Raw genomic sequence first — 22,925 nt, 5'->3', positions numbered from 1 at the left:
CGCTGGAAGAGCTCGTACAACTCGTCCGGCACCAAACGTTCGACCATCGACACCAGTTCAGGCTACCGAAAGCACCAAATGAGATGACGTCTAAGCAACCCTGTCCCTGAGGAAGGGCATTCACCCGTGGAGCGTCGCAAGCCGCGCAACTGTGCCTGAGCGGAGCTCGGGCGCAGTCCGCTAAGGTTCCGGTGCTCTTTGGGGACACTGCTGGTGCGCGGTCGGGGAGTTGGTGTGGTCTTGCGGTGGTGGGCGTTATCGGCGACGGGTGTGGTGTTGGCGCTGGCGGCCACCGCCGGGTGCTCCAGCTCGGGGGATGCGGCGGGCCCGTCCGGGGGGACCTCCAAGGGCGGGGCATCGGAGGCGTCGGCGTTTCCCGGAGGGGTGCCGGCGGGGGCGCGGGGTGCGCCGTTGTGGTCGGTGCCGCTGGCCGGCGAGGGCGGGGCGGCCCTGCCCGTCGGGACCGCGATCGCTGTGGTCGCATCGCGCGGTGACGTCGCTACCGTCGCGTTTCGGGACGCGGTGACGGGAGCGGCCCGCGCGAGCGTCGAAGTTGTCGGCCGACTGACGTCGACCACGTGGCACGGCCGTCCGGCGCTGGTGGCGGAGGGTGTGAAGACGACGCCGTCCGACGGGGTCTCCGCGGAGCGGACCGCGTGGCTGGTCGAGGCGTTCGACGAAGGCGGGCGGCGCATCGCGCGGGGAGAGTACGCGGGCAAGGACCAGCCCTTGATCGTCGATGGACGCCGCATCGTCGTCGAGGCCGGCCATGGGGGCAGTTCCGGCGCGCTGGTCGTCGCCGATGCCGGCGGCGATGCGCCCGGGTGGCGGATCCCCTGTCAGGACAGGGTGTGCGCGAACGAGACCGCCATGGTCGCGTCCGGCGTGGTCGTCCACCAACTCGAAGACCACGACGCGGAGACTTTTGCCGGATTCGACGCAGTCACCGGAGCCCCCTTGTGGAGTCCTCGGGCCCTCGGCCGTCCCACCGGAACCGATGTCACCGCGGAACCCGAAATCGTCGCGGGGAACAACGGCGCGCTGATCCTCGCCTGGTACACCAGCTCGTCCGGCACATCCCCAGGGCACTCCACGGCCTACAGCGTCAACGACCCTGCCACCGGCAGGCTGCTGGCGACCGGCCCGGTACTTCCGGGCTCGCCCAAGTCCGGACTCACCGACGCGCGCGGCGCCGTGGCGGTGGTCGCCACGACGGACACCACTGCCGCGTGGGAGCCAGGCACCGGCAAACTGCTGTGGCAGCAGGCCGAAGACGAGACCCGCTTGGAGCCGGTCGCCGTCGTCGGACCGGTCCTGTACTCCGGGAAGGACCCGTCGATGGCGGTGGACCTGCGGACCAAGGCGGTCCTCCAGCGCGCGGTGACGGACCCGCCGGTGCCGGTCGGCACCGACTACGCCGTCGTCGTCCGCAACCCCGGAACCGCGTACGTCTTCGCCGTCGACCAGCCGTAGCCGCCGGCTGCCACGCTGCCCGCACCCCGGCCGGAAACACCAAACGGACCGGTCGGGCATTGCGCCTGGGGCGCAACCGCACCAAGGCACGTACGGCCGCGACGCTGCGACCTGCACCGCCTCGGCACCGGACCCGCACCCACCACATCGGCGCCGCTCGGGCAGGTCCCCGGGCTCCTGGCAGCCGAACGCGCCGCCGACACCGACCCGCACGAAGGGCAGGACCAGTGGCCTGCTCTCGCCGAGACGTGGACCGCCGCCGGGCGCCGCTGCCTCGGCCTCGGCCTCGGGGGCACCCACGGCAACGGGGTGACCTTCCGCCACCTCTCCCGGCACCCATCGACCGCCAGGACAGGCCGGTGCACGCGGTGACCGCGGTGGCGCAGGCGGCCAGGCGGCGCAGCCTGTCTCGTCTGTGCGGGCGGGTGTTCACATGCCGGTTCCGGGGTCCAGACTCGGCGACTTGTCCAGGGCCAGGCTCGAACTTCTTTGACGTGCTTGTGCGGCTTCGGGGACGTGGTGGGTGGGCATCGTCAGCGGTCTGGCCGTCGTTGCCCGGTCGGGGGGTTCCAGACCGTGTGCCGCCGCCTGCTGTCCGAGGGCTTGTTCGCGTATTGCCGCCGCGGCGTTGAAGCGGCCCGCGATCCAGAGGCCGGCGACGGACGGCACTGCGAACTGGGCTCCCGCGTCGAGGAATTGGCGCGCCTTGTCCGGGTCTCCTCCGGTGATGCCCAGCACCGGTATCCCGGCGGCCAGGCCGGCGGCGACGTTTTTGACCGAGTCCTCGACGAAGGCGCCTTCGCTGCGCTGGTTGTCAGCGATACCGAGCTCGGCGCAGGCCCGCACAAGCGCGTGGGGCTCCGGCTTCAAGTGCAGGTCACCGTCTATGTCACGGCCGACGACGGCTTGGAAGCGGCCGTCGTCCAAGCCGTGGCGCGCGAGCGCGAGATGGGCGACCAGTTCGGCATTGTTGGTCGCGACCGCCTGCTTCACCCCGAGGTGCCACAGACGCTGGGTCAGTGCCGCGACCCTGGTCCCTAGGCGCGATGCGGGGACCGCAGCCATTTCCCATTGGGTGAGGGCGAGGTTGGCCATGTCGCGCGCTGCCGGCCCCTGTGCTGTGCCGTCGTGAAGGTGCTGGAAGGGGTCTGCTGTCTCGCGCCACGTGTATCCCCGGCTCCCAGAGCCGTTTTGCAAAGACCACCGCACGTGCTTGGCGATCTCCGGCGCCGGCAGGCCCTCGGGATAGACGACCGACCCCGCCGCCGGACCGATGTCGTAGCGCAACGGCGAACGGCGGTTCCCGGCGTAGCCGTGAAAGAGACTGAGCAGCGGGCCGTCCACCACAAGCTGACCATTCCCGGCCTGTCGGGTAGGCCCGTCCATGTCCCAGAGAACGAACTTCCGCGAGTGCAGCCACGCCTGCGCCTCGGTGGCGTTCGACAACACGACCCCTTCAAGGCGCGCACCATGCGGTCCTGCACGCGCGCATCGCGCACAGACGCATCGCGTACACGCGTCGCCAACCGTGTCGGCGGGCATTCAGTCGTATCGACTGCGCCCATCCAAGCCGACCAAGGAGGCCGAGTTCACCCCGTGTCCCCCGGCCGATAACGCTGGTCGGAACGTATCGCCCTTGCTCCTTCGGCCGGAATGCGCACATGTGGGGCTGCGGGCAGCTGGTGGTGTCTCGGCATGGAACGGCGCAACCGAAGGCTCGGCGGCAGCACCTCGCCCCACAGCGCCGCCACTCGGGCAGGTCCCCCGGCTCCTGGCAGCGGAACGCGCCACCGACGCCGACCCGCACGGCGAGGAGAGCCAGGGGTAGGACGTCGCCGAGGCGTGGATCGCCGCCGGGCGCCGCCTCGGACTCGGCGACACCCACGGCGACAGTTGACGTTCCGGCCCCTGCGTTGTGTCATCCGCGCCCCGATCCGAATGAGCGCAGCCGATGGCCGGCCCGACCAAGTTTGACCACCACCCCACGCCACCGGCGCCACCGCCGTCCGAGCCGCCCACCCCGGAACAGCCTCCCCGCGCCTCGGGCCCCAACGGCCGGAACAGAACCTGCCCGTCAATGACCGGCCCAGACTCCCCCCTCCCGTGAGCAGTTCACCGGAACGGGGTGAGGCCCAGGCGGCAGCGGCCCCGCCATGGCCTCCCTGTCCTGCTGAGCACTCTCGTACGGACCGGTCCAAACCCAACTTCCGGATCCTGTGCTGGTGGGTCGGGTGGGCCGGCTCAGGAGCGGTGCGAGCTGTGGCGTATCGGTGCGGAGCGCGCGGTTCGCGCTGGGAGTGCGGGACGTGTCGCCGCCGGGCCCGGTCGCAGGTGGGGCATGGTGGGAGTACGCCGGTTCCGGCGCCGCTGACCGTCCGGGGTTCCGTCGGCTACCTAGGTAGGGGCGTAGGTGAGCAGGACGACGCCCGAGTTGAGGCGTGTGGTGCCCCGCAGCGTGAGGTGCGCGGTGTCTGCTCCGTCGAGGAGGCGGCTTCCGCGTCCAGCGATGACGGGGAAGACCCAGAGGAAGTACTCGTCAACGAGTTTGTCGGCCAGGAGAACGCGGTCGATTTCGCCAGTGCCGAGCTTGAGGATGTCCTGCCCCGGTCGCTTCTTGAGGCCGGCGACCTCAGCGGCGATGTCGCCGGCGATGAGGGTGCCGTTCCAGGTGGCGTGCTTGAGAGTGCGCGAGACGACGTGCTTGGGGAGGCCGTCGAGGCGTGAGGCATACCCCTTGTCGAGAGCGGTCAAGTCCGTTGCTGGGGAGGCGATTTCCTCATACGCCTGCCGCCCCAACAGCAAGGCGTCCGTGTCGCCGAGGAGGTCGCCGGCGTACTGGTGGTACTGCTCATCCTGGTACGGCCTGCTCCACTGGGCGGGCGAGCTGATGACGCCGTCCAGTGTCACGTACGTCGATTCGATGAGCCTGCGCATGAGGGGGTGGGCTCCTTCAGGGTCGGGGTTGTAGCAGCACGGGGCGGGCGGCGGGGCGGTGGTACGCCGACCTGCGTGACTTCGAGGTGGGCTGGTGGGTGGGTGGGGTGGCCCGACTCGCCTCTGCGGCAGGGTCGTCGCGTCCGCGTGCCAATGCCTCGGCGATACCGTCGTGCGCACCTGCCTGCTCCACTACATCGCCGTCGGCAGACTCCTGCGCTCCCACCAGGGCCACTGGGGCGCCCATATGCTCAGACCGCCCGTCGCCCCCGAAATCGCCTGGGCCCCGAGTGCCGTAGACGGTGGTGGTCTGTGGCTCCCGGGAGACGTGCGGGAGCAAAGCGGGGTGCAGTCTGGGCCCCTGTCGGGCGGAACCGGACGCGTGCACCCGCGTCGGGCTCATGACGCGCCGGGCCGCCGCGCTACGCGACCGCCGCTGGGCGACCGTCCGCCCGATGCCGTGCCATCCAGTCGGCCGCGAACGCGACCGCGGGAATCAACGGAACGAGCTTGGCCAAGGTGGCGCCGACGGGCCCTTCCCGGATGGCCAGGTTCTCCGTCAGCGCCGCTCCGATCAGGTCGAAGTCGGCCAGGTCCAGGAGCACGTCCTCGTACGCGAACCAGCTCGGTCGGCCCAGCCAGTCCGGGACGACGCACCGGTACATCCGCGTGGCGACCTTCGGCTGGAGGTACTCCGCCAGATGGAAGGCGGTGAACGCCGAGAAGCCCGTCCCCAGCATCAGCACCTTCGCGTCCGGCAGCGAGAACAACCGTGCCAGCGGCGACTGTTCGCCGAAGTGCGAGACCGGATTGTGGTGGCGCACGATGCCGTTCGCCAGCAGTCCCCTCGCCACGAACGACGACTGTGGGTGCGAGCTGCGGACCGTGCCCGGAGCCTGCCGGAGCAGCTCCGGCAACGCCCCCATCGTGGGCGACGCCGGCGTCCAGACCGGATCGAAAGGCGGCATCTCCTGTTTGTACGCCTCGATTTCCGCATCGCTGAGACCGTAGGTGGCGCGCTGGAAGGGCAGTGACGTGTCGGAATTCAGCTCGGTGAAGGTGGGCATCACCAGCGTGCCGCCCGGACCGACCGCCTCCGTCAGCGCGGCCAGAACGCCGTGCGGTCCGCGTTCCACCGGCCCGATGCCGCGCAGTCGGCAGTGCACCAGCAGCACGTCGTTGATCCGGACCCCGAGGTTGCGGAGCTCGCCGACCAGTTCGTGTACCGTCCGCGGCGGCTCGGCCTTCGCCGCGAATGGCGGCTCGTCCGGTCCGGGGCGGGGCGGAAGGGGGGTCACCGGTGTCAGCCGCGGGTCGACGGGCGGTTTGGCCGGGGCGCTCATGCCTGGTCCCCCAAGGACTTGGCCGCCGCGACACTGGCCGCCACGCGCCCTCTGACGTGTTCGATGAACCTGATCAGGTCCGGGCAGTAAACCGACGGTTCGCCGAACCCGACACCCGATCGATACCGATGCGCGAAGTACCCGCCGCCGCACACCTCTCGGACTCGGCAGGAGCGGCATGTAACACCCAGGCCGGCAACGCCCAACTGCCGCACGGCCAGGGACGGATGGCGCAGCGCGTCGTCGAAGCTGTGGGACGTGATGGACATCCCCGTGGCGGCGGCGCCGTCGTACACCGACTTGAGGGTGTCGACCTGCTCGATCATGCCGTCGGTGTCGACGACGACCACCGTCGCCGGCCCGGGTCCGAGTTGCTCCGAGGTGCCGGAGCCGCCCAGCACCAGAGCGACGGTGTCCCGGAACAGACGCACGCTGGTCTCGGACTCCTCGACGTCGTACCAACGGTCGAAGGCCGCCGCCAGCCAGTCCCCGTACGGCGTCACCGCGGCGTCCGCATCGCGCGAGGGCGGTGGTTCGTCCCAACTGCCGTGCGGAAGAAGGAAGTCGATGGTCGGCGGGGCGTGTGCGAGCAGTGCTTCGTAGACCTCGACCGGGTCGTTCGCGAGATCGATCGTGCACAGCAGTCCGCCGTACAGCCCCGGCCGCGAGGGGTCGCGGAGCTTGGCGATCGCGGCCGCCACGTCGGCGTGACTGCCGCGCCCGTCGGCGCGGCGGCGGTGGCGGTCGTTGGCGGTCTCGTCACCGTCGAGGCTCACGCCGACGGATATACCGAGCGCGTGCAGTGCGTCCAGGCTCGCGTCGTCCAGCAGCAGGCCGTTCGTCTGCATGGCCAGTGACACCGCGGTGTAGGAGGGGACTGCCCGGCGCACACCTTCCGCCAGGCGCCGGATGAGTTGTACACCGGCAAGCATCGGCTCGCCGCCGTGCACGATCACGGTCACCGTCTCCAGGTGGCGCGCCCGCGCGTGTTCACCAATGCGGAGCGCGGTCCGGTCGGCGACCTCGGGCGACATCGCCTTGCTGGCCGCACGCCACGACTGGTCGCCCATCTCGTACAGGTAGCAGTAGTCACACGCCAGATTGCAGCGGCTGTGCACCTTGACGACGAAGTGCCGCAACGACACCGGTCGCCACAAGGAGCCCAGCGACCGGTGTGACGGGATGTTCAGTGGCCACTCGACGTTCACCGGCATTCGTGCCGGAGCGGACGACAATTCCACTCCGCCTTCCTTTCCCAACGGAGAGCGATCCGCCCTGGCCCGCCGACGGCGAGCGTCACCGAACCGGCCGGCTGAAGCCGACTGTTGCACGGTGCTTTGACGGCACTTGTGCACGGCGGGCCATGAGTTCCTCAGCACCGAAGGCTCAGCGCTTCTGGTCGATGTCCACATGGCTGGAGAAGCCGCTCGGAGCGACATCGGCCACGTAGCTGGAGAAGCCGCTCGCGGAATAGTCCGCCACGTAGCTGGAGAAGCCGCTTGCCGAGTCGTCGGACACATAGCTCGAAAAGCCGCTTGCCGTGTCGTCCGATACGTAGCTCGAGAAGCCGGTCAGGCTGTCCGCGCCGACCTGGGTCCGCAGCACGGTGCCGAGCGGCGAACGTGCGGGGATGGCCGGAGAGTCCATAAGGTCGGTGATCGTCAGCCCGTCGAGGACCGGTGCGGCGTGCGTCATCTGCGTCTCCTTTGATCGGCGAGAACCAGCGCTCGCAAGCTAGCTCTTGCCGCGCGAACAGCCCAGCGGCGAACATCCCACCGCGCAAGCAGGACACCTCCATGCGCGACGCGGACAACGAGCCCGTTGAAAGGCCAATTCGCGCACCGGCCCTGCCCGGTCCCCCGATCCCCTCACGGCCGGATCGGTCGGATCGGCCTCCAGGGCCGGTGGTTTCGGGGCGAGATCGTCGAAAGGCAGGGCGCAGCCGCCGGGCTGTCCGGTGCGGTAAGCGGCGCGTGCGACAAGGTGGGCGGCGACGGTCATGAGCATCCTTCAGTGGATGGACCGAGCCCCCGGGCTCTGCGTCGCCGCCGTCGACCGGCTCACGTTCAACGGCGCGATCATCCAGACCGACACCGAGTCCTACCGCCTCGCCCATGCCAAAACCCAAGCCGGACACACCGCGACCGGGTAACCCGAACGATCAGGACTGACGGGCCGGAACACGCAGCGCCCGCACAGGCGGGCCGAGAGTCCGGGCAGCATTGCGAACATCCACGGAACACCACGATCTGACGCCCACAGTCACGCTTGGTTCCTCGACGGCCTCGAACGGTCCGTCGCCGAAGCCGACCGATCGCGCCCAGGCCGCAATTCTTGATCCGCCGACGGCCCGCGCTGCGACCTGCGCCCACGCCGCCGTTCCTCGAACACCAAGAGCACGATGTTGGCCCGCCGCGGCGCCGGACCCGCCCCCACGACACCGGCGCCCCTCGGGCACGTCCCCTGGCCCATGGCGGCGGAGCCGTCCGCGGCCCACATCCGCAACCGGTTGTGAGCGCCTTCCGCGATTTGAACTCAGCCGGAAGGTCCTACCACGGTGTCCTGGACCGGGACTTGAACGTGATCGCGTCGAACACCTCACGGTGGTCGGGCCGTCGCTCGCCTCGCTGCGCATCACTCGACGGCCACGACCATCCAGGATCAGAAACGGCCTAGCCCTGTTCGGCTTCCCAGGTGCCTGAAGCGTCGTTGCAGGTGGTTGTGTATGTGCCGGTCAAGCGGTCGCCCGAGAGCTTGCCTTCCAGCCTGATCGTGTCCGAGGAGCCGCCGCTCGAACGGAGTTGCACCTTGTCGCCCGTCACGGTTCCGTCGACCGGGCCGGACAGATCGCAGTCGGCGACGTCCAGATCGAGCTGGCCTTCCACGCTGCTGCCGCTCTGCTCGAGGGTGATCGAAAACGAACCGGAGAGAGTGGCAGGCACCTTGTTGTCGTACGTCCCGCTCCACGGGCCGCTCAGTGTCGCCGCGTTCCCGTTGCCGCTCGTGCCGCCCTTGCCACCGGAGCCGCCCTTGCCGGACTGGCCTGCCGGGCCTACTCCGTCGCAGTTGCTCGACGGGTTCGCGACCGCCGACAGTGTCCCGGCCGCCCCCGAAGAGGCCGCCGACGCGGAGGGGCAGTCGTCGTCATCCGAGCCGCCGAACAACGCGATTCCGCCGAAGACCGCTCCGATCACGACGACGGCCGCGAGGCCGCCGACCAGCCATTTGCCGGACGACGCCCCGCCCGGGCGGGCGTGCCCGCCCGGCATCGGCGGCTGCCCGCCCTGGTAGGGGGCGCCGGCGTACGGCCCCTGCGGTGGTCCCTGGGGCGGCGCTTGCTGGTACATCGCGCCTGCCGGTGCCCCGTATGGGGTCGCAGGCGGAGGCCCCGGAGGCATCGGCGGAAGCCCTTGTCCTTGCCCTGGCCCGCTCGCCCCGCCGGCCGGGAACTGCGACGGCGGCGGGAAGCCCTGCGGCTGCGACGCGTGCGGCGCAGCCTGCTGCGGGGTGGACTGCGGTGCCGAGGAGTACGGGTCCTTCACCATGTTGGGCGCGGCCGGCGCCGCGTGCGCGCCCGGCGTACCCGGCGCGCTGTGCGCACTTGGCCCGGACGACGGAAGGACCAGCAGCGCGACTTCCGCGGCGGCGTCGGGGCGGGTGGTGAGCAGCCCCGAGAACACCGACTCGAAGCGCGCGTACGCGGCGTCCCGCAGTCCGTTCTGCTCCCGGCCGTCCGCGCCTTCGATCATGCTCCCGAATGCGTCGACCCATGTCGCCGCGCCCGGATCGCCGTGCCGCATCAGCAGGTTGAGCAGCGAGCCGCGTACGGTCTGCCAGGACTCCGTCCCGATGGCCCTGACCACGTTCGCCGCGGCGACTCGCGCCAGTTCCTGTAGCTCGTCCGGCATGCGCCGTACTCCCCGCATCGCATCACGCGGACGGCCCCCTTGCCGTCCGTCGGTGCACGCGAATATACGCGCAGGCGCCGATCTTCCACCGAGGGTGTTCCCTCGCCCCGACTACCGCCATGCTGGGACCGCAAGCTACCGCGCACCCCCGCCGTTCTCGGGAGGCACGCATGTACGGCGACCCCGGCAACCCCAATCGGCCTCCGCCTCCGCCGTCACCTCCGCCCGTACGTGCGCAGCCCTACCCCTCGCTCCCCTCCCCCGGCCCGCCGCCGCGTCAGCGGTACGGAGGTCACGGCCGCTTCCGCGGCGATCTGTCGTACGGCCGCGCGGCGTTGCGGTGGCCGGCGTCCGCGGCCCGGGCGCTGCGGTCTGCCGCGTTCCCCGTTCTCTGGCTGCTGTCCTTCGCCGTCCTCGCAGCTGTGGCCGTGGCCGTGGTGTTCCTCCTTACGCCCTGACCCGGGGCCGACACGAGCTGCCCGCCGTACGGCATCGCGGAGGCACCCCGGGACGATGCGTCCGAGGGGGACTTCGGTGTGGGTCAGGGCAGGAGGTCGAGGTCGTGTTCGTCGGTGTAGGTGCGGCGCGGGGCGGGTTTGGGGCCGAAGAGGCGGCGCATGACAGGTTCGGCGAAGCGGGCGGTGAGGGGGCCGGCGATGACGAGGATGAGGACGTACGCGGTGGCGAGCGGTCCGAGTCGTGTGTCGGTGCCCGCGGCGACGGCGAGTCCGGCGATGACGATGGAGAACTCGCCGCGGGCGACCAGTGCTCCGCCGGCGCGGTAGCGGCCGGGTTTGGCGATGCCGGCGCGGCGGGCGGCCCAGTAGCCGGTGGCGATCTTGGTGAGGGTGGTGGCGACCGCGAGGGCGAGGGCCGGGAGCAGGACGGGCGGCAGGTCGGCGGGGTCGGTGGACAGGCCGAAGAAGACGAAGAAGACGGCGGCGAAGAGGTCGCGGAGTGGGGCGAGTACCTCTTGGGCGTGTTCGGCGACTTCGTCGGAGATGGCGATGCCGACGAGGAACGCGCCGACGGCGGCGGACACCTGGAGTTTGTCGGCGAGTCCGGCGACCAGGACGGTCAGGCCAAGGACGCCGAGGAGCAGGAACTCGGGTTCCTCGCTGGAGAGCGCCTTGGAGACGACCTGGCCGTGGCGCAGCGCGACGAACAGGACGACGGCGATGGTGCCGACCGCGATGAGGACGGTGATGCTGCCGCCGAGGAGGCCGACCCCGGCGAGCAGTGCGGTGAGGATCGGCAGGTAGAGGGCCATCGCGAGGTCTTCGAGGACGAGGACGCTGAGGATGGTGGGGGTTTCGCGGTTGCCGAGGCGTCCGAGGTCGCGGAGGACTTTGGCGATGACGCCGGACGAGGAGATCCAGGTGACGCCGGCGAGGGCGATGCAGCCGACGGGTTCGAAGCCGAGGAGGAGTCCGGCGACGAATCCGGGGGTGGCGTTGAGGAGGAAGTCGACAAGTCCGGCGGGGGTGCCCGCGCGGAGGTTGCCGACGAGTTCCTTGGCGTTGTACTCGAGGCCAAGGAGCAGCAGCAGGAGGATGACGCCGATGTCGGCGCCGACGGAGATGAAGTCGTCGCTCTCGGAGAGGCTGAGGACGCCCCCGTGGCCGAAGGCGAGTCCGCCGAGGAGGTAGAGCGGGATCGGGGACATGCCCATGCGCGCGGCGAGGCGTCCGAGGACGCTGAGGCCGAGGATGATGGCGCCGATTTGGATGAAGAGCGATGCGGAGTGCATGGAGTGGTGCGCGGCTCCGGTTCGGGGTGGGCGGCGGGCTGTTACTCCCCGGTGAGGAGCTCGGCGAGGGCGGTGGCTTCGGCGGGGGTGAGGCGTACGCCGGGGCCGCAGGCGTCGGGGTCGTCGATCTCGAAGATGGCGAGGCTGCGTCGTCCGTCGCGGGCGGCGACGATGCTGAGGGCGCGGCCGCCTTGGGTCTGGAGGGTGTATTGGGTCCCGATGCCCGGGAGGGGGGTGGAGGTGATGGGGACCTGGTTGGACATGGCGGCGGCTCCGGTTCGGGTTCGGCTTCGGATTGTCGGCGACGGACGGGCGACGGACGGCGACAGCAGGTGTCAGCAGGTGTCCTGCGAGGGTCCTCCGGCCGTCGTCGGTGCGGGTTGTTGTCAGATTAATGGTGGGTGGGGTTGCCGGGCCCGGTGATCCCGTCGCGTCGTCGCGGTCGCGTCTTTGCGGTGTGTGGCGTGGTCTCGGTGTGATGGGATGCGCGGAGCCCGGCCTTTGCGTTCCGGGGTGCTGGTGGCGGGTTCTGGTGGTGGTCGGTCTCGGACGGGGGTTTGAGGTGGTCGGCGCGGTGGACGTCTCGGCGGAATCGGTCAATGCCGGTGCGGCCTTTTTTGTTCCGCTGGGTGCGGAGCGGTTTGCGGCGTCGGAGTTGACGCAGGGGCCGTGGAGTCTGGAGCAGCAGCACGGCGGTCCGCCGTCGGCGTTGCTGGCGGGGCGGTTGGAGCGGTTGGCGCCCCGTCCGGAGTTGGTTCCGGCGCGTCTGACGGTGGAGTTCCTGGGGCCGGTGCCGGTGGGTGAGGTACGCGTGGCCGTGCGCGTGGTGCGGGACGGCCGGAGCGTGCAGCTGGTGGCGGGTGAGCTCAGTGTCGACGGGCGGGTGTGCCTGTCGGCGCAGTTGTGGCGGGTACGGGCGGCGAAGGTCGCGGGGTTGCCCGAGGGGGCGTTGGCGTCGTCGCAGGTGCCGGGGCCGGTGCCGGCCGAGCCGCAGGGGCCGTTGGCGCGGCGCTTCGGGTACGGGCGCGCGTTGGACTGGCGGTTCCTGGAGGGGTCGTTCCGCCATCCGGGGCCGGCGACGGCGTGGGTGCGGTGCGGGCGTCCGCTGGTGGAGGGTGAGGCGCTGGGAGCGTTGGAGCGGGTGGTGTTGGTGGCGGACACAGGTTCGGGGATCGGTGCGGAGTTGGATTCGCGGCGGTTCGTGTGGCCGAACCTGGACCTGTCGGTGCATCTGCTGCGGGTGCCTGTGTCGGAGTGGTTGTGCCTGCGGTCGGCGACGGAGTTGGGGGACGCGGGGGTGGGGGTGGCGCGTACCCGGTTGTTCGACGAGGCGGGGCTGTTCGGGTCGGTGGCGCAGTCGTTGTTCGTGGCCCCGGTGCCGGGGGCGGATGCGTCGGGGTAGGTGTCGGGCACGCGTGTCCGTGCGGTGATGGCGTGGTCGTACGTCCGGGTCTGGGAGTTGGCGGGTCGGGTGGCGGGTATGCGGGGAGTCGTGGGGGGTGGTCTGTCCGTGTGTGTGGAGGTTGTGGTGACCCATCCGCCGAGTCCGCCGCCCGCTCCCCCGGGTCCTCCGGGCCCGTGGCCGCCTGATCCGTTTCCGGCTCCGGGTCCGGGGCCGTCCCCGGATCCTGCTCCCGAGCCGTTGCCCGACCCGTTCCCGGATCCGTTGCCGCCCGATCCCGGTCCCGCTCCGCAGCCGGAGCCGGCTCCTCCGGGTGGCGGGCGTCCTCCGTTGGGGGGCTGAGCGGCAGGTGCGTGCCGAGGGCCCGGTGCGCCGCGTGGTGCGGCGTACCGGGCCCTCTCTGGGTACCGGGCCCTCTCTGGGTACCGGCCTTCGGCGTGTGCGGGTTCGGGGATCAGCGGATGGGGACGCCGCTGATGGTGCGGGCGATGACGAGGCGCTGGATCTCCGAAGTGCCTTCAAAAATCGTGTAGATGGCGCTATCGCGGTGCATGCGTTCGACGGGGTACTCGCGGGTGAAGCCGTTGCCGCCGAGGATCTGCATGGCGTTGGTGGTGACCCATTTGGCGGTCTCGCCGGCATAGAGCTTGGACATCGATCCCTCGGCGGCTTCGAAGGGTTGGCCGGTGGCGGCCATCCAGGAGGCGCGCCAGACGAGGAGGCGTGCGGCGTCGATGCGGGTGCGCATGTCGGCGAGGGTGAAGGCGACGCCTTGGTTGTCGATGATGGGGCGGCCGAACTGTTCGCGGGTCTTGGCGTATTCGAGGGCGTATTCGTACGCGGCGCGGGCGATGCCGACGGCTTGGGCGCCGACGGCGGGCCGGGAGGATTCGAAGGTGGCCATGGCGGCGTTGGTGCGTCCGGAGCGGGCGCCTTCGCGGGCGCGGGCGATGCGTTCGTCGAGCTTGTCCTTGCCGCCGAGGAGGCAGTCGCCGGGGATGCGGACGTTGTCGAGGATGACTTCGGCGGTGTGGGAGGCGCGGATGCCGTGCTTCTTGAACTTCTGGCCCTGGCTGAGGCCGGGGGTGGCGGGCGGGACGACGAAACTGGCCTGGCCGCGGGCGCCGAGGGTGGGGTCGACGGTGGCGACGACGACGTGGATGTGGGCGATGCCGCCGTTGGTGGCCCAGGTTTTGACGCCGTTGAGGACCCATTCGCCGGTGATGTCGTCGTACGTGGCGCGGGTGCGCATGGCGGAGACGTCGGAGCCGGCGTCGGGTTCGCTGGAGCAGAAGGCGGCGACTTTGACGTCTTCGGGGGTGCCGAACATCTGGGGTGCCCAGGTGGCGACCTGGTCGGGCGTGCCGTTGGCGACGACGCCGGCGGCGGCGAGGGTGGTGCCGGTGATGGCGAGGCCGAGTCCGGCGTCGCCCCAGAAGAGTTCTTCCATGGCAAGGGGGATGCCGAGGCCAGTGGGGTCGAAGGCCTGCGTGGAGAAGAAGTCGAGGGAGTAGAGGCCGGCTTTGGCGGCTTCCTGGAGGATGGGCCAGGGGGTTTCCTCGCGTTCGTCCCATTCCGCGGCAGCCGGGCGCAGGACGTCGGCCGCGAAGGTGTGGACCCAGTCGCGGACGGTGCGCTGGTCGTCGGTGAGTTGGAGGGAGAATGCGCTCATCGGGTCTGGCTCCCTGCGGTGGTTGGTGGTGTGATGCCGTGCCGGGTGTTGCGGGTCCGGGGCCGGGGCGCCGGTGGCTGCCGGTGGGGCGGTAAGCGGTGCGTGGTGCGGGGCCGTGCGGACGCGGCGGTGGGGTGGAGGTGTCGTGGTGGTGTGCGGGGTGGGACGCTGGGGTGGGACACCTGGCTGTTACCGGCGGGTAACCCGCAGTGTGTTACTCCTGGTAACGTCTGTCAAGGCCGGGGCGCCTCGAAGCACGACGCGTACCACACGAGCGAGGGTTCGGCGAAGGGTCGCATGACGCACAACGAAGCCGCCACCGGTTCCGCCGCGGGAACGGGCACGGGCAGGGGGACGGGCACAGGGACGACGCACGGCACCGCGGTCGGCGCCACGGGCGCCGCCGCATCCAGATCCGCCGCCACGGGGCCCGCGAGCGGACGCTCCGCGCTCCGCCGCCTCGAACTCCTCGACGCCGCCGACCGCGTGGTCATGCGCGACGGCCCCGACGCGTCGATGAACACCATCGCCGCCGAGGCCGGCATCACCAAGCCGATCCTGTACCGGCACTTCGGCGACAAGGACGGCCTGTACCGGGCACTGGCCGAGCGCCACACCGAGGAGCTGGCGCTCGCCATCCGCGCCGCCGTCGACCCGGGGCGCTCGGACAACCCCAGGGCGCGCGTGCAGGCGACGATCGACACGTACCTCGCGCACATCGAGGCGAACCCGCAGGTGTACCGCTTCCTGCTGCACCGGGCGGGCGCCGAGTCCGCGGACGTGCACGGGCACGTGACGGCGTACCAGCGGCGCGTCGGCGAGGAACTGGCGCGCTCGTTCGACCCGGTGGGCGCCACGGGCGTGCTCGCGCGTGCGTGGGCGCACGGCATCGTCGGCATGGTGCAGGCCTGCGGCGACTGGTGGCTGGACGAACGGCCGTGCGAGCGCGCGGAACTGACCGTCTACCTCACCGAACTCCTGTGGGGCGCCCTGCCGACCGCGCTGGCCGCGGCCGCGGAGGCCGGCGAGGCGGCGACCGGGGCCGGGACCGCGACTGACAACGGGGCCGACGCCGAGACGGCGGACAGGCAGTAGTCCCGACCCGTCCCGCGCAGACCTGGCCGACAGCCTTGCCCGACAGTCCTTCCGTACGGCCGCATCCGCGAGGCCGCTTCCGCACGGCCCCGCTCAGGTGCCGGGGCGGTAGCGGATCGGGTGGTCCTCGGGGACCTCGACGACGCAGATGCGCAGGCCGTCCGGGTCCGCGATCCACATCTCGTCCAGGCCCCACGGCTCGCGGCGCGGCTCGCGGAGGATCTCGGCGCCGCGTTCGGCGAGGGTCTTGTGGGCGTCCGCGAGGTCGCGGACCTGCATCCAGAGCTGGGTCGCCGGGGTCGGCACGGTGTCCGAGCCCGCGGAGACCTCCAAGTAGCCGCCGCCGAGGAAGAAGACCGTGCCGCGGTGCTCCTCCGTACCGAACTCGCGGTAGACCGCGAGCCCGAGGACGTCGCGATAGAAGGCGCGGGTGCGTTCGAGGTCGGTGGGCCGCAGCAGGATGCGGCTGCTCAGGACGTCCATGCACCACTCTTCGCCCGTGACGGCTCCTGTTATGCGTGAAATGTGCCGCGCGTGCGCCCGGAGCGCGGATCGGCACCGGGATCCGGCGCGCTGGGCGCGGCCCGCGCGGCGCGCGTCCGGGCGGGCCGGGCGTTACGCTGCGGCGGTTGGGCTCGTGGGCGGTCGGGCCGGTGACCGGTTGGGCATGCCGGGCCGGTTCGGTGGCAGTCTCGCTGTCGGGGCAGATTCCGGCGGGCCGCGGCGCCGCCGCGCGCACAACGCGCATCACGCAGACGACACACATGACACATACGGCGAAGACGACGGACACGACGGAGGGGTGCGTGTGGGGTACGACCGGGTGGCGGGCTCGATGTTCGGGCTGGCGTACGGGGACGCGCTCGGCGCGCCGACCGAGTTCCTCTCGTACGCGGAGATCATGCGCCGCTACGACGTCCCCGGCCCACGCGAACTCCCGGTGCACGGCGGCGTGGCGCTGGTGACCGACGACACGCAGATGGCCTTGGCCGTCGCGGAGGCACTCGCGGACGTCCTGGGCGCGGACTCCTCGCGCGAGGCCGCCGGAACTCCCGCAAGTACGCCCGACAGTTCGCCGGGCGGTTCGCCCACCGCCGTGCCCGACGGCCCGGTCGCGGGCGGCCGCGGTCCGCGCCTGGACGCGAAGCGGCTGACCCCGCGCCTGCGCACGCACTTCCTGACCTGGTGGGCCTCCCCCGACAACAACCGCGCGCCGGGCAACACCTGCCTGCGCGCCTGCGAGGCGCTCGCGGACGGCGTGGAGTGGTCGTGGGCGACGATCCGCGGGTCCAAGGGCTGTGGCGCCAACATGCGGGTGTCCCCCGTCGCCCTCGTGGACGGCATCGGCGAGGCGGAGCGGTGCGGCGCCGCCCAGTTGCAGGCCGCGATGACGCACGGCCATCCCACCGCGCTCGCGGCGTCGGACCTCACCGCGGCCGCCGTGCACGCCCTGCGCGCGGGGGTCGCGCCGAAGGACCTCCCGGCGTACCTGCGGGCGCACGCCGAGGCGCAGCGGTCGGTGTACCACGGGGACTGGCTGGGCGACGAGCTGTGGCGGGGGCCGTTCGGGACGACGCCGGAGGCGTTCGTCGAGCGGGGCTGGGACGAGTGCCTGGCGGTGCTGGACCGGCTGGACGCGGCGCTCGTGCTCGCGGACCGGCGCAGCGACCCGTGCCGGGTGACCGGGGCGGGCTGGGTCGCGGAGGAGGCGTTCGCGACCGGGCTGCTGTGCTTCCTGATGTACGAGGACGCCCCGGTGGACGCGCTCGCCCGGGCTGCCGCTTCGTCCGGCGACTCGGACTCGATCGCGGCGCTGGCGGGGGCGTTCGCGGGCGCGGCGTACGGCATGTCCGCGTGGCCCGCGGAGTGGGAGCCGGTGATCGAGTACCGCGCGGACCTGGTCCGGCTGTCCGAGGCGCTCGCCCGATGACGCGGCGCACGGCCGCGGCGGCGGCACGAACGGCGAAGGCGGCGAAGGCGACGCGGGCCGCCCGGGCCGCGGCCAATGGCGGCAGCCGAGTGAACGGCGCGCTGGGCGGCGCCTTGAACGGTGCATTGAACGGCACGCTGAGCAATGTCTGGAGTGGAGCACGGGATGGGGCGCGGCATGGGCTGGCGGGTTTGAACGGCCCTTCGGTGGCGGCGCTGCGCCGCCAGGCGGCGAGTTCGGTCGGCAGTGCGGTGACCGGGGTGGCGGCGGGGGTCGCGGGCGCGCTGGGCGTGGCCAGCGCGGCCGGGTCCGCCCCGACGGTCTCCGGGACGAAGCCGGGCGTGCTCGGCCGCGTGCACGCGATGGACCAGGCGGCGTTCACGTGGGTGGCGTCGCACCACGTCCCGTGGGCGAACCGCGCGCTCCCGTCGTTGTCGCGGTCGGCGAACCGGTCGCGGCTGTGGATGGTCGCGGCCGGGTCGATGGCGTTGTCGGGCGGCCGGTCGGGGCGGCGGGCGGCGCTGCGCGGTCTGGGGTCGGTGGCGCTGGCGTCCACGGTGACGAACGTGGTGCTGAAGAACTGGACGCGGCGTCCGCGTCCGGTGCTGGACCTGGTGCCGCACGTACGCCGGCTGCCGCGCCAGCCGTGGACGACGTCGTTCCCGTCGGGGCACGCGGCGTCGGCGGCTGCGTTCGCGACGGGTGTGGCGCTGGAGTCGCGGTCGCTCGGTGCGGCGGCCGGCGTGCTCGCGACGGGTGTGGCGTTCTCCCGGGTGTACACGGGGGTGCACTACCCGGGTGATGTGCTGGCCGGCGCGGCGCTGGGTGCGGGGTTGGCGGCAGTGACGCTGCGGTGGTGGCCGCGGCGTCCGGTGGTGGCCGCCTTCGCGCCGCAGCCCAGGGTCCGGGTACCGGCGCTGGACGGCGGCGAGGGCCTGGTGGTCGTGGTGAACGCCTCGGCGGGCCCGGACGGCGAGGTGGCGCCCCGGCTGCGGGAGTTGCTGCCGCTGGCGACGATCCTCGAACGGGCGCCGCAGCCGGATGCCGAGGACGGCGGGGACGCCGCGAACGGGGACGGCGAGGACGACGGGAACGGGAAGGGCGAGGACGTCGCGTCCGAGGGCGGTACGCCGCAGCCGGGCCCGCACGCTGCCCCCGGTACGGCACCCGGTACGGCTCCCGCTGCCGCCGAGGGCGCGGACGACGACGCCGAGCCCGACAGTTCGGACCTGGTGGCGCTGCTGCGGCAGGCGGCGTCGGAGGCCGCGGTGCTGGGCATCGCGGGCGGCGACGGGTCGATCAACGCCGCCGCGAAGGTCGCGCTGGACTTCGGCTGCCCGCTGGCGGTGTTCCCGGCCGGGACGCTGAACCACTTTGCGGCCGACCTGGGCCTGCAGCGCCTGGAGGACACCGCGCGTGCGGTGCGTGCGGGTGAGGCGGTACTCGTGGACGTTGCGGAGATCGCGCGCGACCGCACGTACGACTTCGGGCCGTTGAGTGGGATGGACCCCGAGGTGTTCCTCAACACGTTCTCGCTGGGCGTCTACCCCGACCTGGTGCGGGCGCGCGAGGCCATGGAGGGGCGGATCGGGAAGTGGCCGGCGATGCTGGTCGGCCTGGTGGAGGTGCTCAAGGAGGCGCGGCCGGTCAAGCTGCGCGTCAACGGGCGGGCGCGGTCGGTGTGGCTGCTGTTCCTCGGCAACGGGGCGTACGCGCCTCCGGGCTTCGCCCCCGCGTACCGGCCCAACCTGCACGACGGCCTGCTGGACGTCCGCCTGGTCGACGCCGCGAAGCCGGCCGCGCGTATCCGGCTGGTGGCCGCGGTGCTGTCCGGCACGCTGGGGCGCTCGCGGGTGTACGAGGCGTCGACGGCGCGGGCGATGCGCCTGACGGAGATTCAGGCGGGCGCGCCGCTCGCGGTGGACGGCGAGGTGCGGCCGGGCGCGTCGCAGTTGCGGATCGCGAAGGGGCGCCGGCTGGTCGTGTACCGGCCGGTGGGCGCGCGTCGGGCGTAGCACTTTGCTGCGCCTACCCCGCCCCCGGTACTTCCTGTCCTGTGGCCCCTGTCCCGGCGGCGGGTCACGCGCCGCGGGCTCGGCGTTCCCGCCGCGACCGGACGGTTTGCCGGGGCTGGGGGCGTTTCGGCGCGGCCTGGCGGTTCACAGAGTGAAGTGGCAGCCCACGTCCCCGCGCGGGGACGGTGCGGGGTGTCCTCGCAAGGGTGAGGGGAATCCGGCTGCGCCGGGTGCCCGGAGTTCGGCACAGTGGCCCGTACGGGGCGGAGGAACGGCGACGCACGACGTCGTCGGCCGGCGTTCGTTTGTCGGTCGCGGCTGCAACGGTCGGTCAGCGAGTACAAGCGGGTACAGCGGAGGGAAGGGCGGTCGACATGGGGGGCGGTACTGGCGGTACGACGGTCGCCAGGGTGGTCGCGCCGAGACAGGCGGCCACCGCGAAGGCCACCGGAGCCAAGGTGACCACGACGGTGGCGACGGGCGCCTCGGCGGTGGTGTCGCGGGCGGTGGCGCGGCACCGTTCGCGGCCGATCCCCCGTCAGGCGCTGGGCGCCGCACGGTTGTTGGCGGCCGGCCGGATCGCCGTGGGCGTGGTGCAGGCGGTGGCGCCGCACGCCGCGGGTCGGCTGCTTCCGGCGCGGCCCGCGGGGGTGGGTGACGCGTCGGCGTTGTCGCGGGGGCTGGGCGTACGCGACACCGTGGTCGCGGCGGGCTGGTGGCACGCGTTGGACCGGGGTGGCAAGGGCGCCGCCGAGTGGGCGTGGCTCCAGGTGGCCGCCGATGTGTCCGACGGCGCGGGCACGGTCGGGCGGTGGCGCGCGCTGGACCGGCGCGAGAAGGCGTGGATGGTGGTGCTGGGCGCCCTCGCGGTCGCCGACGCGGCCGTTGCCGTGGCGCTGGGCGGGGCCGACGACGACACGGCCGGAACGATCTCCTAGCCGGTCCATCCGGCCCGAGGACCGGCACGGTGACCAGCCCGGGCATCGCCCCGGGGAATCGCCCCGGACGGTCGGCCCCGCCCAACGCAGCCGACCGGGCTACGGCGTCAGGTCGAGGGCGGCCCGCGCGGTTTTCCCGTCGTAGGGGACGGACAGGTGCTGGTGGATCATCCGCCAGTGGCCGCCCCGGCGTGTGAAGACGCGGGTGGCGCGGGACCAGGCCTCGGTGGTCGAGCCGTCGGGGTGCGCCAGGCGGATGCGGTCCAGGCCCCAGGCGACGGCGAGGTCGTCGCGCGCGGCCACGGTGAGGTCGGGGACGTCCCAGTGGACGATGGCGTCGCCGGCGGCGTCGAGGCCTGCCTTGCAGGTCGTACGGAGGTCGGCGACGCCGGTGTGGCGCAGCGGCGTTTCCTGTTCGTACGCGACGACGTCCTCGGCAATGTCGGCGATCATCGCGTCGAGGTCCTTGGCGGCGGTGTGGGCGAACCACCGGTGGTGGAGGCCGCGGACCTCGGCTTCGGAGCGTCGGTCCGCCGCTTCCCGGTCCGCCGCCGTCGCCTCCGCCGTCTCCGTGGTGGCGTCAGGCGTGGGCGTGATCGGGAACGAGTGGTGTTCGTGGGTGACCGTCCAGCGCCCGTCCTGTTTGCGGAGGCCTAGGGTCAAGCGCAGCCGGTTGGCGGGGTGGGCGGCGAGTTCGTCGGGGGTTCCGCAGCGCAGCAGCGCGTGCGCGAAGGCGACGTCGGCTCCTGCGGCGACGTCGAGGGAGTCGATCGCGAAGGACGCCCCCTGCGCCTGCCACATGAAGAAGGGCGGCCAGCTCGCGCGATAGGCGTCGAGGCCGCGGACCCCTTCGTACGGCGGCGGTACGTCGAACATCACGATGTCGTCGGCGTGGTCCGCGAGGACGGTCTCCAGGTCTCCGGTGTGGACGGCGTGGGCCCAGCGCTCGATCAGCTCGCGGATCAGGCGTTCGTCCTGGCTGTGGGTCCGGTCCTTGTGGTCCTCGGTCTGTCGTTCGGTCTGCCGTTCGGTCTGCTGCTCGGTCAGGCGGGGCGTGTCGGCGGGCATGGTCGGCTCCCTTGCTGGTGCGCGGAGTGCGGCGGGGTGTGCCGCGACGGCGGGCGATCCGTCCGTCGCGTGTACAACCCGGCCCGCGGCCGAAACTCATCGCCGCTCAGGACAGCAGGACCGCAGCCGACCGCGTCACACCAGGCGCGCCGGCAGCCGGTGGACGCCGAAGTCGGCGTCCAGGAACGACACCACCTCCGCGATCCGCCCGCCGCGCAGCGTCAACAGGTCCAGGCCGCCGGGGGCATACGCCCCGCTCGCCGGGTCCCACAGGTATGTCCCGAAGGCGATCTGCCCGTTCGCGCGGGTCGGCACGAACCGCCAGCGGCGCGTGAGCGGGCCGGCGAGGAGGAAGCCGCGGATGGCGTCGCGTCCGGCGTACCACTCGGGCAGCGGCGGCATCGAGTACTTGGCGTCGTCGGCGAGCATCTTCACGAGCGTGTCGACGTCGCGGGACTCCCAGGCGGCGACGTACCGCCGTACGAGGTCCCGCTGCGCCTCGTCGCCCAGGGTCTCGGGGCCGGCCGGGCCGTCGGAGCCTTCGGCGCCGTCGAGGATCCGGTGCTGGCTGGGTCCGGGCGGCAGCGTGTCGGCGAGGGTCGTCCGGCCGCGCTGCAGCGCGCTGTTGGCGGCGGGTACGGAGGTGTCGAGCAGCCCGGCGGTCTCCGCGGCGGAGTAGCCGAGTACGTCGCGCAGGAGCACCGCGGCCCGTTGGCGTGCGGGCAGGTGCTGGAGCGCGGCGACGAAGGCGAGTTCCACGCTCTCCCGGGCCACGGCGCGGGCCTCCGGGCCGAGTTCGGCGGTCCAGCCCATGAGGTGGTCGGGGTACGGCTCCAGCCAGGCGGACTCGGTCGCGGGTGCGTGGCCGGGGCTGAGGTCGGCGGGCAGTTCGCGGCGGCCGCGGCGTTCCAGGAGGGTGAGGGACCGGTTGGTGGCGATCTTGTAGAGCCAGGGGCGCAGCGACGTGCGGCCGGGGTCGGCGGGGTCGGCGCGCTCGTCGAAGCGGTCCAGGCTCCGCCACGCCCGGTCGAACGTCTCCTGCACCGCGTCCTCGGCGTCGTGGAACGAGCCGAGCAGGCGGTAGCAGTGCGCGCGGAGTTCGTCCCGCAGCGGCCCCACCAGCCGTCCGAACGCGTCCCCGTCGCCGCCTCGGGCGGCGGCCAGCAGGACCGCCGGGTCCTCACCCGCCGGTCCTCCCGGGGCGGTGTCGTCTCCGTCTGCCGCAAGGGCCTCGTCCGCTCGTCCCGGTACGTCCCGCATCGCTCGGCACCATTCGTCTCGGACGTCGTCGTCGCCGCAACGCTAGGTCGTGTCTTCAAATTCTCGCCGGGCCCGCGAACCGTGGCACGCACGCTCGCCGCGTTGCGGACCTTGCCCGGCCAAACCCAGGCCGAGCT

General features: G+C 72.2%; 20 protein-coding genes and 1 pseudogene. 8 read left to right on the top strand and 13 right to left on the bottom strand.

The window, feature by feature from the left end; genetic code table 11:
* Nucleotides 1–522: 522 nt before the first annotated feature.
* Nucleotides 523–1,473: an outer membrane protein assembly factor BamB family protein gene (locus AB0C36_RS35965; protein ID WP_358362637.1), complete on the top strand. Its 951-nt coding sequence runs from the start codon at nt 523–525 to the stop codon at nt 1,471–1,473.
* Nucleotides 1,474–1,902: 429 nt separating this feature from the next.
* Here AB0C36_RS35965 and AB0C36_RS35960 read toward each other — a convergent pair whose 3' ends face one another.
* From AB0C36_RS35960 to AB0C36_RS35940, 5 genes are all read right to left on the bottom strand, one after another.
* Nucleotides 1,903–2,919, bottom strand: a complete 1,017-nt coding sequence (locus AB0C36_RS35960) for an HAD family hydrolase (protein WP_358362635.1) — start codon at nt 2,917–2,919, stop codon at nt 1,903–1,905.
* A gap of 948 nt (nt 2,920–3,867) precedes the next feature.
* Nucleotides 3,868–4,407: a dihydrofolate reductase family protein gene (locus tag AB0C36_RS35955; protein ID WP_358362633.1), complete on the bottom strand. Its 540-nt coding sequence runs from the start codon at nt 4,405–4,407 to the stop codon at nt 3,868–3,870.
* A gap of 422 nt (nt 4,408–4,829) precedes the next feature.
* A complete protein-coding gene (locus AB0C36_RS35950; protein ID WP_358362631.1) occupies nt 4,830–5,750 on the bottom strand; it encodes an AAC(3) family N-acetyltransferase in 921 nt (306 codons plus the stop codon).
* A complete protein-coding gene (locus tag AB0C36_RS35945; protein ID WP_358362629.1) occupies nt 5,747–6,991 on the bottom strand; it encodes an FxsB family cyclophane-forming radical SAM/SPASM peptide maturase in 1,245 nt (414 codons plus the stop codon). Before AB0C36_RS35945 ends, AB0C36_RS35950 begins: the two co-directional genes overlap by 4 nt.
* A 145-nt stretch (nt 6,992–7,136) precedes the next feature.
* On the bottom strand, nt 7,137–7,445 hold the full coding sequence (locus tag AB0C36_RS35940; protein WP_358362627.1) for a hypothetical protein: 309 nt from the start codon (nt 7,443–7,445) through the stop codon (nt 7,137–7,139).
* A 304-nt stretch (nt 7,446–7,749) separates the two neighbouring features.
* On the opposite strand from AB0C36_RS35940, the gene AB0C36_RS35935 reads away from it, so the two are divergent.
* Complete coding sequence (locus AB0C36_RS35935; protein WP_358362625.1) at nt 7,750–7,902, top strand: hypothetical protein; 153 nt, start codon at nt 7,750–7,752, stop codon at nt 7,900–7,902.
* Nucleotides 7,903–8,422: 520 nt separating this feature from the next.
* Here the strand turns inward: AB0C36_RS35935 and AB0C36_RS35930 are convergent.
* Nucleotides 8,423–9,658: a hypothetical protein gene (locus AB0C36_RS35930; protein WP_358362623.1), complete on the bottom strand. Its 1,236-nt coding sequence runs from the start codon at nt 9,656–9,658 to the stop codon at nt 8,423–8,425.
* Nucleotides 9,659–9,828: 170 nt separating this feature from the next.
* On the opposite strand from AB0C36_RS35930, the gene AB0C36_RS35925 reads away from it, so the two are divergent.
* Entirely contained in the window at nt 9,829–10,116 is a 288-nt protein-coding gene (locus AB0C36_RS35925; protein WP_358362622.1) for a hypothetical protein, read from the top strand.
* A gap of 83 nt (nt 10,117–10,199) precedes the next feature.
* Here the strand turns inward: AB0C36_RS35925 and AB0C36_RS35920 are convergent, their stop codons facing one another.
* Together AB0C36_RS35920 and AB0C36_RS35915 are read right to left on the bottom strand one after the other, a co-directional pair.
* Nucleotides 10,200–11,408 (bottom strand): cation:proton antiporter, encoded by a 1,209-nt coding sequence (locus tag AB0C36_RS35920; RefSeq protein ID WP_358362621.1) that lies wholly within the window; start codon nt 11,406–11,408, stop codon nt 10,200–10,202.
* A 41-nt stretch (nt 11,409–11,449) separates the two neighbouring features.
* The gene (locus tag AB0C36_RS35915) at nt 11,450–11,671 is read right to left on the bottom strand and encodes a cation:proton antiporter regulatory subunit (RefSeq protein ID WP_358362619.1); all 222 of its coding nucleotides are present in this window, start codon (nt 11,669–11,671) and stop codon (nt 11,450–11,452) included.
* 311 nt (nt 11,672–11,982) lie between these two features.
* On the opposite strand from AB0C36_RS35915, the gene AB0C36_RS35910 reads away from it, so the two are divergent.
* Entirely contained in the window at nt 11,983–12,810 is an 828-nt protein-coding gene (locus AB0C36_RS35910) for a thioesterase family protein (RefSeq protein WP_358362618.1), read from the top strand.
* A gap of 454 nt (nt 12,811–13,264) precedes the next feature.
* On the opposite strand, the gene AB0C36_RS35905 is transcribed toward AB0C36_RS35910, so the two are convergent.
* Nucleotides 13,265–14,482: an acyl-CoA dehydrogenase family protein gene (locus AB0C36_RS35905; protein ID WP_358362616.1), complete on the bottom strand. Its 1,218-nt coding sequence runs from the start codon at nt 14,480–14,482 to the stop codon at nt 13,265–13,267.
* 297 nt (nt 14,483–14,779) lie between these two features.
* On the opposite strand from AB0C36_RS35905, the gene AB0C36_RS35900 reads away from it, so the two are divergent.
* Entirely contained in the window at nt 14,780–15,577 is a 798-nt protein-coding gene (locus AB0C36_RS35900) for a TetR family transcriptional regulator (protein ID WP_358362614.1), read from the top strand.
* 93 nt (nt 15,578–15,670) lie between these two features.
* Here the strand turns inward: AB0C36_RS35900 and AB0C36_RS35895 are convergent, their stop codons facing one another.
* Nucleotides 15,671–16,060, bottom strand: a complete 390-nt coding sequence (locus AB0C36_RS35895) for a VOC family protein (RefSeq protein WP_358362612.1) — start codon at nt 16,058–16,060, stop codon at nt 15,671–15,673.
* 325 nt (nt 16,061–16,385) lie between these two features.
* Here AB0C36_RS35895 and AB0C36_RS35890 point away from each other — a divergent pair, with 325 nt between their 5' ends.
* The 3 genes from AB0C36_RS35890 to AB0C36_RS35880 all read left to right on the top strand — a co-directional run bounded on the left by AB0C36_RS35890 (nt 16,386) and on the right by AB0C36_RS35880 (nt 20,460).
* Nucleotides 16,386–17,507: an ADP-ribosylglycohydrolase family protein gene (locus AB0C36_RS35890; RefSeq protein ID WP_494410266.1), complete on the top strand. Its 1,122-nt coding sequence runs from the start codon at nt 16,386–16,388 to the stop codon at nt 17,505–17,507.
* Between the two features lie 191 nt (nt 17,508–17,698).
* Nucleotides 17,699–19,522 carry a bifunctional phosphatase PAP2/diacylglycerol kinase family protein gene (locus AB0C36_RS35885; RefSeq protein ID WP_358362610.1) on the top strand — a complete coding sequence of 608 codons (1,824 nt, stop codon included), beginning with the start codon at nt 17,699–17,701 and terminating at the stop codon, nt 19,520–19,522.
* Nucleotides 19,523–19,896: 374 nt separating this feature from the next.
* Nucleotides 19,897–20,460 carry a hypothetical protein gene (locus tag AB0C36_RS35880; RefSeq protein ID WP_358362608.1) on the top strand — a complete coding sequence of 188 codons (564 nt, stop codon included), beginning with the start codon at nt 19,897–19,899 and terminating at the stop codon, nt 20,458–20,460.
* A 99-nt stretch (nt 20,461–20,559) separates the two neighbouring features.
* On the opposite strand, the gene AB0C36_RS35875 is transcribed toward AB0C36_RS35880, so the two are convergent.
* The 3 genes and pseudogenes from AB0C36_RS35875 to AB0C36_RS35865 form a co-directional block, all read right to left on the bottom strand.
* Nucleotides 20,560–21,057 carry a YybH family protein gene (locus AB0C36_RS35875; protein WP_435839183.1) on the bottom strand — a complete coding sequence of 166 codons (498 nt, stop codon included), beginning with the start codon at nt 21,055–21,057 and terminating at the stop codon, nt 20,560–20,562.
* Nucleotides 21,058–21,426, bottom strand: a pseudogene (locus AB0C36_RS35870) (nuclear transport factor 2 family protein); the annotation flags it as partial.
* Between the two features lie 237 nt (nt 21,427–21,663).
* Nucleotides 21,664–22,788: a sigma-70 family RNA polymerase sigma factor gene (locus tag AB0C36_RS35865; RefSeq protein WP_358362606.1), complete on the bottom strand. Its 1,125-nt coding sequence runs from the start codon at nt 22,786–22,788 to the stop codon at nt 21,664–21,666.
* Between the last annotated feature and the right edge of the window lie 137 nt (nt 22,789–22,925).

Source organism: Streptodolium elevatio, from assembly GCF_040649515.1.
GTDB lineage: Bacteria > Actinomycetota > Actinomycetes > Streptomycetales > Streptomycetaceae > Yinghuangia > Yinghuangia elevatio.
The sequence above is the reverse complement of the archived record's forward strand: the minus strand, read 5'-3'. Positions and strand labels throughout refer to the sequence as shown.